This window comes from Halopseudomonas oceani (genome assembly GCF_002903165.1).
In the GTDB taxonomy this organism is placed as follows: Bacteria; Pseudomonadota; Gammaproteobacteria; order Pseudomonadales; family Pseudomonadaceae; genus Halopseudomonas; species Halopseudomonas oceani.
In genome coordinates this window covers 16,257-28,300 of the sequence record NZ_PPSK01000013.1, presented here as the reverse complement: position 1 = coordinate 28,300, position 12,044 = coordinate 16,257, and the positions used below count along the sequence as shown (strand labels likewise).

At 59.8% G+C, this 12,044-nt stretch carries 9 protein-coding genes and 2 tRNA genes; 10 read left to right on the top strand and 1 reads right to left on the bottom strand.

What is annotated here, in order from left to right; translation table 11 throughout:
* Positions 1 to 116 precede the first annotated feature (116 nt).
* The 8 genes from C1949_RS13395 (at position 117) to ychF (ending at position 6,955) form a co-directional block, all read left to right on the top strand.
* On the top strand, positions 117 to 1,841 hold the full coding sequence (locus C1949_RS13395; protein WP_170063077.1) for a tetratricopeptide repeat protein: 1,725 nt from the start codon (positions 117 to 119) through the stop codon (positions 1,839 to 1,841).
* Between the two features lie 3 nt (positions 1,842 to 1,844).
* Positions 1,845 to 2,462, top strand: coding sequence for a lipoprotein insertase outer membrane protein LolB (gene lolB, locus C1949_RS13390; protein WP_104738978.1), 618 nt, complete (start codon positions 1,845 to 1,847; stop codon positions 2,460 to 2,462).
* On the top strand, positions 2,459 to 3,310 hold the full coding sequence (gene ispE / locus C1949_RS13385; protein WP_104738977.1) for a 4-(cytidine 5'-diphospho)-2-C-methyl-D-erythritol kinase: 852 nt from the start codon (positions 2,459 to 2,461) through the stop codon (positions 3,308 to 3,310). The genes lolB and ispE overlap by 4 nt, the downstream gene beginning before the upstream one ends.
* Positions 3,311 to 3,339: 29 nt before the next feature.
* A tRNA-Gln gene (locus C1949_RS13380) sits at positions 3,340 to 3,414 on the top strand.
* 120 nt (positions 3,415 to 3,534) lie between these two features.
* Positions 3,535 to 4,476 (top strand): ribose-phosphate pyrophosphokinase, encoded by a 942-nt coding sequence (locus C1949_RS13375; protein WP_104738976.1) that lies wholly within the window; start codon positions 3,535 to 3,537, stop codon positions 4,474 to 4,476.
* Between the two features lie 94 nt (positions 4,477 to 4,570).
* Positions 4,571 to 5,197 carry a 50S ribosomal protein L25/general stress protein Ctc gene (locus tag C1949_RS13370; protein WP_104738975.1) on the top strand — a complete coding sequence of 209 codons (627 nt, stop codon included), beginning with the start codon at positions 4,571 to 4,573 and terminating at the stop codon, positions 5,195 to 5,197.
* Between the two features lie 44 nt (positions 5,198 to 5,241).
* Positions 5,242 to 5,817, top strand: coding sequence for an aminoacyl-tRNA hydrolase (gene pth / locus C1949_RS13365; protein WP_104739072.1), 576 nt, complete (start codon positions 5,242 to 5,244; stop codon positions 5,815 to 5,817).
* Between the two features lie 37 nt (positions 5,818 to 5,854).
* Complete coding sequence (ychF, locus tag C1949_RS13360; protein ID WP_104738974.1) at positions 5,855 to 6,955, top strand: redox-regulated ATPase YchF; 1,101 nt, start codon at positions 5,855 to 5,857, stop codon at positions 6,953 to 6,955.
* Between the two features lie 53 nt (positions 6,956 to 7,008).
* Here ychF and C1949_RS13355 read toward each other — a convergent pair whose 3' ends face one another.
* Positions 7,009 to 8,694, bottom strand: coding sequence for an amidohydrolase (locus C1949_RS13355; RefSeq protein WP_170063076.1), 1,686 nt, complete (start codon positions 8,692 to 8,694; stop codon positions 7,009 to 7,011).
* A 172-nt stretch (positions 8,695 to 8,866) separates the two neighbouring features.
* On the opposite strand from C1949_RS13355, the gene C1949_RS13350 reads away from it, so the two are divergent.
* Positions 8,867 to 11,824: a DUF748 domain-containing protein gene (locus tag C1949_RS13350; RefSeq protein WP_104738972.1), complete on the top strand. Its 2,958-nt coding sequence runs from the start codon at positions 8,867 to 8,869 to the stop codon at positions 11,822 to 11,824.
* 124 nt (positions 11,825 to 11,948) lie between these two features.
* Positions 11,949 to 12,025 (top strand) — tRNA-Met (locus C1949_RS13345).
* The last annotated feature ends 19 nt before the right edge of the window (positions 12,026 to 12,044 follow it).

Genomic DNA, 12,044 nt, shown 5'->3' with positions numbered 1-12,044 from the left:
TACCCACGCAAAGCCCCGTACTGTGCTTGTCTCGGCGCCTGTGTCATGATGCCTCAACGCTATGCCAAGCGCTGCCATTCGCTGAGGCCAGCCCACCGTTTCGCACGAGATTTCCTATGAAGGGTATATTCAATCCGACCTTGCCTGCGCTGCTGAGCGCACTGATGCTTGGCGGCTGCAGCGCTCTGAATCAGGCCGATCTGCCGGCCGAGCCAGCGCAGCCAGCAGCAGAGGCCAGCTCCGCAGCGGAGCCGACGGTCTATGGTCAATTCAGCCAGGACACCCTGTTTGACTTGCTGACCGCAGAGATAGCGGGTCAGCGCGACCGCTTCGACATCGCGCTCGACAACTACCTGAAACAGGCCCGCAGCACTCGCGATCCCGGAATCACCGAACGCGCCGTGCGCGTCGCTGAGTTTCTTGGCAATGAGCAAGCGGCAAACGAGATGACGGCCCTGTGGGTTGAAATCGCCCCTCAGGACCCGGAAGCACTGCGCTCGGCCGCGATTCATCTGGCTCGCGCCCGCCAGCATGAACAGGCAATGAGCATGATGCAGCGCGCTCTGGACCTGCACGGCGAAACCCATTTCGACTTTCTTGCCCTGGCCGCCGCTCAGACTGATCCGCAGACCCGCAACGCCCTGCTGACCAGCCTCCGCCAAATGCAAGAACGCCACCCGGACAACGCACAACTGGTGTTCGCCCGCGCCCTGCTATTGCAACAGGCAGATCGCCCGGAGCAGGCCCTGGAGTTGCTCGAAGAGCACCCACGCAGTAATGAGGTCGCCCCGATCATCCTGCTGCACAGCCGCCTGCTCGCCGAGCAAGACCCCGAGCGCGCCGAGGCACTTCTCTATGACGGCCTGGAGCGCTTTCCCGGCGATGTCCGGCTGCGCCTGATGCTTGCCCGCCTACTAGTCAGTGACAGCAACTTCAAAGATGCCCGGGTGCAATACCAGAAACTTGCCGCCGACAACCCGGACGACGCTGACCTGCAGATGTCACTGGGCCTCATTGACCTCGAGCTGGGCGATGCAGAACAGGCGGTCATTCATCTGCAGCACACTCTGCAGCTGGCCCCCGGCAACAATACTGCGCGCTACCATCTCGGCAGCGCCTACCTGGCCGCCGGCCGTAGTGAAGACGCCATGCTGACCTGGCAGAGCATCGACAGCGGCACCGAGTTACTGACCTCGCGCGTGCAGATTGCCCAACTGCTATTGGAGCAGGACAGGATTACTGCGCTGCGGGCGCAGTTCCAGCAAGACCGCGACCAGCACCCGCAACACGGACTGACCCTGTTTCAGATAGAGATAGAGGCTTTGCTTCCCGACCACCCGGAGCTTGCCATGGCTCAGGTCAGCACAGCCCTGCAGGCGTACCCGCAGGACAGCAGCCTGCTGTACAGCCGTGCGATGCTGCACGAGCGCCTTGGTAATCTGCGCGGCGTCGAGCAAGACCTCAGCACCATAATAGAGCAGGACCCAAACAACGCGATGGCTCTGAACGCGCTGGGCTACACTCTGGCCGACCACAACGTTCAACTCGAGCGCGCCCTTTCGCTGATCACCCGTGCAGCCGAACTGTCGCCGGAGGACCCGGCAATCAAGGACAGCCTGGGCTGGGTTCACTTCCGTCTGGGCAATCTCGACCAGGCAGAGGCACTGCTGCGCGAAGCGTTTGAAGACTATCCGGATCAGGAAGTCGCCGCCCACCTCGGAGAGGTGCTCTGGCGCCAGGGTAGCAAGCGCGAAGCCCGCAAGGTCTGGCGCGAAGGATTGAAGCTGGACCCTGAAAGCGACCTTATTCCCTCAACCCGTGATCGCCTGGAAGCCGAATAAGCCATGCCCGCGCTGCGCCTGCCCCTTCTGTTTTGCCTGTTGCTGACCCTGACCGCCTGCGGCAGCCTGCATCAACGCGAAACCATCGAATTTGGTGGTGACCAGACCGCCTGGAAGAACCACCGAGCCACGCTGGAACCGCTGGACCGCTGGATATTGCAGGGCAAGCTGGGAATCCGCAGCCCACAAGAGTCCGGCAGCGGAACACTGTTCTGGCTGCAGCGCCAGCGGTATTTCGATATCCGCCTGTCCGGCCCGCTGGGGCGCGGCGCAACCCGCATTCAGGGCGACCGTAACCAGACCACTCTGGAAGTAGCCGGCCACGCCCCGGTCAGCGCCAGCTCCGCAGAGGAGCTGGTCGCCCAGCAGATCGGCTGGCGTCTGCCGGTCGACCATCTGCTTTGGTGGGTACGCGGCCTGCCCGCACCAGACTCAACCAGCCGCCTGCAACTGGATAGCCATAGTCGACTCGGACGCCTGGAGCAGAGTGGCTGGACCATCGAATACAGTCGCTACCAACAGGTTGGCGACCTTGAACTGCCCCAGCGCCTGCAGATTTCCGGCCATGACCTGCTGCTGACGCTGGTGATCACCGAATGGAAACCTGGCATCAACGAATGACCACTGCAACGCTCAGCCTGCCGGCTCCGGCCAAACTGAATTTGTTTCTGCACATCACCAGCCGCCGCGACGACGGCTACCATAACCTGCAGACGCTGTTTCAGTTCCTCGACCATGGCGACACCCTGCATTTCCGCCTGCGCAGCGACGGCCAGATCAGACTGTTGACCGACCTGCCCGGCGTTGCCGCTGACGACAACCTGATCATCCGTGCGGCCCAGATGCTCAAACAGGCCAGCGGCACACCACTCGGCGCCGATATCCAGCTGGACAAAACCCTGCCAATGGGTGGCGGCATCGGTGGCGGCAGCTCCGACGCAGCAACAACGCTGTTGGGGCTCAACACTCTGTGGAAGACCGACCTGAACCTCGACCAACTGGCTGAACTGGGCATCCGCTTGGGCGCCGACGTTCCTGTATTCGTCCGTGGCCATGCCGCCTGGGCCGAAGGTGTAGGCGAGCAACTGACCCCGGTTGAACTGGATGAGCCTTGGTTTCTGGTAGTTGCACCAGACTGCCAGGTCAGTACTGCGGAAATTTTTTCCGATGAGAGGTTGACGCGAAACACATCGCCCATTACATTAGCGGCCTTCGTCGCAGGCGGTGGTCGGAATGACTGCTTGCCGGTCGTCACAACGCGTTACCCTGAAATTCGTAACACGTTGATCTTGCTAAACAAATATTGTGAGGCTAAGATGACCGGGACTGGCAGTTGCTTGTTTGGGGCCTTCCCAAACGAACGCGAAGCTGATAAAGTTCGCGCCCGGTTGCCAGCCACACTGCGAAGTTTTGTAGCAAGAGGTTGTAACGTTTCCCCGTTACACCGCGAACTGCAAAAGCAAGCATGACGGATGCAGCCGTGCATCCGGACAGATACAGGGGCGTCGCCAAGCGGTAAGGCAGCAGGTTTTGATCCTGCCATGCGTTGGTTCGAATCCAGCCGCCCCTGCCATTTTTCTCTCCGGCAGCAATCAAGTACAGAACAGTTCATGTCTGGCTGGTTGAGGCCATTTCGGCATTCCCGCAGACCTGAATTCTCCGCCTAGCCACTACCCACAAAAGGTATTGCTGCGTGTCCAAGATGATGGTTTTCACGGGGAACGCCAACCCCGATCTGGCACGGCGCGTCGTGCGTCAACTGCACATCCCCCTCGGCGACGCTACCGTCGGCCGCTTCAGCGACGGTGAAGTCAACGTCGAACTGAACGAGAATGTGCGCGGCAAGGACGTCTTCATCCTGCAGCCCACCTGCGCACCGACCAACGACAACCTGATGGAAATGGTAGTCATGGCCGACGCCCTGCGTCGCTCCTCCGCCTCCCGCATCACCGCGGTTGTCCCCTACTTCGGCTACGCCCGCCAGGATCGACGCCCACGCTCGGCCCGCGTTGCCATCAGCGCCAAGGTCGTCGCCGACATGCTTGACACCGTAGGCGTTGATCGCCTGCTCACCGTCGATCTGCACGCGGACCAGATCCAGGGCTTCTTCGACATTCCGGTCGACAACATCTATGGCTCGCCGGTACTGATCGACGACATCCAGGATCAGCGCTTCGAAAACCTGATGATTGTATCGCCCGACATCGGCGGTGTTGTTCGCGCACGTGCAGTGGCCAAAAGCCTCGGCGTTGACCTGGCGATCATCGACAAACGTCGTCCGAAAGCCAATCAGTCTGAGGTGATGCACATCATCGGTGACGTTGAAGGTCGCACCTGCGTCCTGGTTGACGACATGGTCGATACCGCCGGCACCCTGTGCCATGCAGCCAAGGCCCTGAAGGACCATGGCGCAGCTCAGGTTTATGCCTATTGCACTCACCCGATCCTGTCGGGCAAGGCAATCGAGAACATTACCAATTCCGTGCTGGACGAGCTGGTGGTGACCAATACCATCCCGCTGGCCCCGGCCGCCGCTGCCTGCGAGCGCATTCGCCAGCTGGACATGGCTCCGATCGTGGCCGAAGCCATGCGCCGCATCAGCAATGAAGAATCCATCAGCGCAATGTTCCGTTAAGAAACGCGCGCTGATTTAACTGCCCGCGAGGGCATCACCTCTCGCCCGACGCGTTGGTCGCAAACGCCCGGGGGAATTAGCAAGGAGACTACAAATGGTCGACTTCACTCTGAATGCGAAAGCGCGTACCGACCTGGGGAAAGGTGCGAGCCGCCGCCTGCGTCGTAACGCTGATCTGGTTCCCGCCATCGTTTACGGTGGCGACAAGGCTCCTCAGAACGTTGCTCTGGAAGCACGCGAACTGAAGAAAGCTCTGGAAAACGAAGTTTTCTACTCCCACGTCATCAGCCTGTCCATCGACGGTAAGAAAGAAGACGTGCTGCTGAAAGCACTGCAGCGTCACCCGGCCAAGCCGATGATCATGCACGCTGACTTCCTGCGCGTTGTTGCAGGCCACGAAGTCACCGTCCACGTTCCGCTGCACTTCGTCAACGAAGACAGCTGCGCTGGCGTCAAGAAAGGCGGCATCATCTCCCACACCATGACTGAAGTGGAAGTACACTGCCTGCCGAAAGATCTGCCCGAGTTCATCGAAGTCGATATGGCTGCCGTTGAACTGGACCAGATCATTCACCTGACTGACCTGAAACTGCCGAAAGGTGTTGCTATCACTGCTCTGGCTCAGGGCGCTGATCACGACCTGCCGGTTGCTAACGTCCACGCTGCTCGCGTTGCTGCTGCTGACGCGCCGGCTGCTGAAGGCGAGGAGTCCGCGGAGTAAGCTTCCGCACGACTCTGAAGAGGGCGCCCGTTGTGACGCAGGGAATCAAGTTGATTGCAGGACTGGGGAATCCAGGCCCGGAATACGAACTGACCCGCCACAATGCTGGCGCCCTTTTTATTGAACGTCTGGCCGCAAGGCACAACACCAGCCTGCGCCCAGAGAGCAAGTTTTTTGGCCTGACTGCACGCATCAGCGTGAACGGTCAGGATGTTCGCCTGCTGATCCCCACCACCTACATGAACCGCAGCGGTCAGGCCGTCGCCGCGCTGGCGAGTTTCTATCGCATTGCACCCGAAGAAATTCTGATCGCCCACGACGAACTGGATCTGCCGCCGGGTGTGGTCAAGTGCAAGAAAGGTGGCGGACATGGCGGGCACAACGGTCTGCGCGACATTATCGCCAAACTGGGCAACAACAACGGTTTTCACCGCCTGCGACTCGGTATCGGCCACCCTGGCCACAGCTCGCAGGTGACCGGCTTTGTACTGGGCCGAGCACCCCGCGCCGAGCAGGACGCTCTGGACGCCTGCATCGACGAGGCGATCAGCGAACTGCCGGGCATGGTCGACGGCAACTGGACCGCGGTCATGCAACGCCTGCACAGCTTCAAGGCCTGAATCTCATTACGCCGAACCATCGGCAGAGGACAACACCATGGGTTTTAACTGCGGCATCGTCGGACTGCCCAACGTCGGCAAATCCACTCTGTTCAACGCACTGACCAAAGCCGGTATCGGTGCCGAGAACTTCCCCTTCTGCACCATCGAGCCGAACAGCGGCGTGGTTCCCATGCCCGATGCCCGCCTGGATGCACTGGCCGCCATCGTCAAGCCCGAGCGCGTCATTCCGACCAGCATGGAGTTTGTCGACATCGCCGGCCTGGTAGAAGGCGCCTCCAAGGGTGAAGGTCTGGGCAACAAGTTCCTGGCAAACATCCGCGAAACCGACGCCATCGCCCACGTCGTGCGCTGCTTTGAAGACGAAAACGTCATCCACGTTTCCAACAGCGTCAACCCGCGCCGCGACATCGAGACCATCGATCTGGAACTGATCTTCGCCGACCTGGAAAGCTGCGAGAAACAGCTGCAGCGCGTTGCCCGCAACGCCAAGGGTGGCGACAAGGAAGCCCTGGCGCAGAAGGCGCTGCTCGAACAGCTGATTCCGCACTTTGAAGACGGCAAGCCCGCCCGCTCGCTACTGAAGAACCTGAGCCCGGAAGAGCGTCAACTGGCCAAGGGCTTCCACCTGCTTACCAACAAGCCGGTGATGTATATCGCCAACGTCTCCGAGGAAGGCTTCGAGAACAACCCGCATCTGGACGTGGTCCGCGAAATCGCCGCCGAAGAAGGCGCGGTCGTAGTTCCGGTCTGCAACAAGATCGAAGCTGAGATTGCCGAACTGGATGACGACGAAGAAAAGCAGATGTTCCTCGAAACCATGGGCATGGAAGAGCCGGGGCTGAACCGTGTGATCCGAGCCGGCTACGAACTGCTGGACCTGCAGACCTACTTCACCGCAGGCGTGAAGGAAGTACGGGCCTGGACCGTCAAGGTCGGCGCCACCGCGCCGCAGGCTGCGGCCGTGATCCATACCGACTTCGAGAAAGGCTTTATCCGCGCCGAAGTCGTCGCTTATAACGACTTCATTCAGTACAACGGCGAAAGCGGTGCCAAGGAAGCTGGCAAATGGCGCCTGGAAGGCAAGGAATACATCGTCAAGGACGGTGACGTGATGCACTTCCGCTTCAACGTCTGAGCCCTCTTGTGCAGACAGGCCCCGCACGCCTTGGCGTCCGGGGCTTTTTTGTTTTACTCGCTGACGAACTGCGACTGACCGCCGACAAACACCTCTAGAACCTTGGTTGAACGCAGCGTTTCCGGCGCCACGGCATAGGGATTCCGATCGACAATCTGCAGGTCCGCCCACTTGCCTACCTCAAGGCTTCCAGCCTGCCGTTCGATGCCCAATTGCCAAGCGCCATTAATTGTCATTGCCCGCAACGCCTGTTTTACATCGATTGCCTGCGCAACATTCAGCGTCTGCCCGCTGGACGTTTTGCGCGTGATCGCGGTCTGCATCAAGCTGAAACCTTCGGTCGGGAACATCGGACTGTCCGCGTGCAGCGAAGGGTGCATCTGCAGCTCGAACGCACGACGCACCGGCAACACCTGCTGCGCCGCCCGACGGCCGATAATTGAGTCAGCCAGGGCATCGCCGTAATAGAGAATATGGTTGATATGAAAACTGACGCTGACGCCGCGCTCCGCCAGTGCAGGCATCAGGTCCGGAGGCAGCATGACCGAATGCTCCAGCCTTACCTGCCGCGTAACCGCATCAGATGGCAGGGCCTTGAGGATAGCCTGCGTCACCTGCCGGTTAGACTCATCCCCCTGGCTATGGATTGCCACCTGCCAGCCCTGTGCCGTGTAGCGCCGAACGCGCTCGACCAACTCGTCCTGCGCGATCATCCCGGCACCGTGACTACCCGGCTGGATACCAAGGGTCTTGCCAAGTGAGCTATCCAGGTAGGGAACCGAGGTCAACATGCTGCCGGTGTAAGGTGAACCGTCGTGCCATAGCTTGACGCCGAGCACGCGGAAGTACGCCTCGTCATGATCCGGACGCTCCGGCAGGAACTTCAGCTCGCTGTCGACCAGATAGAAAAACTGCCGAATACGCGGATGAAAATCACGCAGGGCAACCAAGCGCGCCATCCACGGCGGAAGGTTGTAGCCCAATGACGCAACCGAGGTAAAACCTTGGCTCAGGTAGCCGTCCAACGTGTCACCGTATCGCCCCACCAGCCCCAGCGGCGCACGCAGGCCATCGACAAAGGGTGCCATGGCCCGCGTTTCAGCAATGAAACCAGTGAATTCACCATTGGCATCACGCTCGTAGTACGACCCAAGACCAGGGTCAGGCGTTTCCGGCGTAATCCCTGCTTCCTCAAACGCCCTGGAGTTGGCCCACGCCGAGTGCAGCGTCTGGGAAATGAGCACGACCGGATTATCCGGCGCCAGCGTATCCAGCGCCTCACGCATCGGAACCTGCAGATCCGGTACCAGAATCGCATCCAGGCCGCCAGCATAAACCCATTCACCCGGGTCGGTGTCTGCTACGGCCTTTTTCAGCTCCGCCCACACCTGGGCATTGCTATGGTGGGTAAATCCAGACAAGTCATGCGCACCGCGAAACACCGCCGTTAGCGTCGGGTGCTCATGTGCAGCGACAAACCCCGGCAGCAGCGTACGACCCTGCAGATCAATCAGCCGGGTATCCGCCGTACGATGGGTCAGGACGTCAGCGGCACGCCCAACGGCAACAATCACCCCGTTCTTGACCGCCAGCGCCTCGACCACCTGGTCCTGATCATTGACGGTCAGAATAGGGCCGCCATAGAAAATCAGGTCCGACGCAGGTGGTCTGCCCAACCACCAGCTTCCAGCCGCCGCCAACAACACCAGCGCCGCCGTCCAGACTGCAAACCTGCGCATAAGCGCCACTCCCATTGGTCTTATTGTTTGCGACCATTCTAGAAGCAATACGCCAACATCACGCATGCCCTATGTGCCACTCTTAAGACATTACAACCTCGCCGACAAAGGCCGCGCCACGGCGATTACCGTGCCATAATTCGTCAATGCTTCGTCCTGCGGTGAGAATTCCATGCGTCCAAGCAAGAAGACCCTGCTTGTTTCACTGTTAATAGCCGTGTTTGCCTACAGTCTGGTTGGAGTCCTGCTGCTGCCTGCCATAGTGCTGCACGTTGCCAATCAGCAGCTGAGCCAACTGGCGAACGTTCCCGCCAAACTGGAGCGTGTCGAGTTCAACCCGTTCAGCTTTGAACTCACTTTGTGGAACCTCCAGATCGGAGAAGAGGCAGCGCCAGAGATCGCCTTTCGGCGAGCCTATGCTGACCTGGAACTCGACAGCCTCTGGCGTGGGGCTGTACACCTGAGCAATGTCGAACTGGAACGCGCCCACATCGAGGCCCGCTTTGATGCCGAGGGGCAACTGAACCTGTTGCAGCTGTTCAAACTGCCGCCATCCGAACCGCAGCAACAGGAGTCGAACACACAGCCCTTTCCGGTCATACTCGATCGCATCGCGCTGATCAAAAACAGCTTCAACTTCGAAGACCTGCGTCCCTCGGATGCCGTCGAGTTCGCCTACGACGAGCTTTCGTTGGAGCTTTACAACCTGAGTACGCTGCCCGATAACAGCGGTGAAATGGTATTGACCGCCACCGGCCCCTACGGCGCCGGTCTGGATTGGAAAGGTGAGCTTAGCCTGGTTCCGCTGCGCTCCAACGGCCAGATCAGCGTACAGGCGGCTGAGCTACAGACCATCTGGCCATATGTACGCGAACGGCTGCCTCTATTGCTACGCAGCGGCAAGGTCAACACCAGCACCAACTACCATATCGACCTTTCTGAGCAGACCGACGTACGCCTGAGCAATGCCGCCTTCGACCTCCAGGACCTGGTTATCGACAACGGCGAGAATCCGTTGCTCCGCATACCATCGCTGCATATCCGCGACGGAGCACTCGATCTCGCAACCCGGCAGGCACGCGTCGGCAACGTCCGTAGTGAAGGGCTGCAAGCCTGGGCCGCCCGTACCGAAGATGGTCAGCTCGACCTCCTGAGTCTGATGCCGGAGACCACCAGCAAGGAACCACCGGCCGCCGACGCAGCCACCGCCCGCGACGCCTCTGCCACGCCTGTCGATAACAATGCCGCTGAAGATGACGCCGCCAGCGAGAGCGCAGACAATGCGCCGCAGCAACCAACGCCAGCTTGGCAAGTGCTGCTGGCCAACGCAGAGCTCAGCGGATACCAACTGCATCTGCAGGACCGCCTGCCTGAAAACGACGTCAACCTAGAACTGGCGCCGCTCAATCTGACCCTGAGTGACTTTGACAGCAGCGCTGCCGCCCCCTTTAAACTCAGCGTCGAAACAGGTGTGAACGGCACCGGTCACATCAGTGCCAGCGGCGAGGTCAACCTTCAGCCTGTCACCGCCGACTTCAACATCAGCACCCGCGATATCAACTTGCAACTGACCAGAGCATATATCGAACCGCTGGTACACATTCAGCTGCGTAGCGGCCTGCTGGACAGTAACCTCAAGCTGCAGCTGCGCAGCACCTCGCCGCTTGATCTGGGCGTAACCGGTGATGCCAGCGTCGGTCAACTGCATATTGTCGACTCCGCTCGCAAGCGCGACCTGCTGAAGTGGCAAACCCTGAACGTTGCCGGCATCAACTATCAAGGCGACAGTCTCGGCATTGAACACATAACCCTGCAGCGCCCGTATGTTCGGTTCATCGTCAACGAAAACCTGACCACCAACTTCAGCGACCTGATCGTCAAGCAGCCGGGGCAGACACAAACCCAAGCGCAGACAGCAGACAAGCCACCGATGGCACTGCATATCGGTGGTATTTCGGTACGTGACGGCTCCGCCAACTTCGCTGATTTCAGCCTCACCCCCAACTTTGCCACCGCCATGGGACAACTCAACGGCCAGATAGGCACCATAGACAATCAGCGGCCGCTGGTTGCCGATGTTGACATCAGCGGCCGCGTCGACCGCTATGCGCCCGTTACTATCAAGGGCGGCCTCACACCGTTTGACCCGCTCAACAGCCTCGACATCGCGACCCGATTCCGCAACGTAGAGCTGACCACACTGACCCCCTACTCCGGCAAGTTTGCCGGCTACCGCATCCGTAAGGGGCGCATGAATCTGGACCTTGAATACCGTATCCAGCAAGGTCAGTTGAACGCCCAGAACAAACTGCTACTGGAAGGTCTGCAACTGGGAGAGAAAGTAGATAGCCCGGACGCAGTCGACTTACCAGTCCGGCTAGCAGTTGCACTGCTCAAGGACACCAACGGCAATATCGACCTCTCGCTGCCGGTATCAGGCAACCTAAACGACCCGCAGTTCAGCGTCATGCCGATTGTCTGGAAAACCTTCCGTAACCTGCTGCTACGTGCCACTCAGGCACCGTTCAAGTTCATTGCGGGCCTCGTCTCCGGGAACGATCAGGACATCAGCCAAGTCGGCTTCGCAGCGGGCAGTGCCGAGCTGGATGGCGCCGCACAGAACACTCTGGACACCCTTGCCAAGGCGCTAAATGAGCGGCCAGCCCTGATTCTGGAAATTGAAGGCCTCAGCACTATCAAGCAGGACGGTCCGCCATTGGCGGCGCAGCGGCTGGAAAGTGAGTACCAGCGATTGCAGTACCAGATACTGCAGAACAGCGGCAAGAAGCTGCCAGCCGATCCCAGTGAGCTAGTCGTCGACGAAGACGACAAGCCGGCCTTGCTGGAGGCCATCTACCGCACCCAGCTAAAGCGGCAGCCTCCCGCAGAATGGGCAGAGCTCGACAAGGAAGCACGCGAAGTCCAGCTGCGCCAAGCCGTCCTCGAGCACTGGAGCGCAAGCGAGCTGATGCTCCGGCGCCTCGCCCAGCTGCGAGCAGGCAACATTAAGGGCTACCTGGTAGATCGCGCCGGGCTGGATGCAGGGCGCGTTTTCCAAATCGACGTCAGCGTCAACCAAGACAGCAGCGCCGAGGGCGTCAGCGTGCCCATGCAGCTCGACAGCCGCTAGAACAAAATCGCCCGACCAGCCCCCTCAGGCAGGGCATGGTTAAACAATTGAAAAAGAAGATAAAAAAGTTATGCCAACAGGGTTGACAACAATTCCGCAGAAATGAATAATGCGCGCCTCGGATGGCTACATAGCTCAGTTGGTTAGAGCACAGCATTCATAATGCTGGTGTCCCAGGTTCAAGTCCCGGTGTAGCCACCAACCTTTTCAAAGGCTTAGC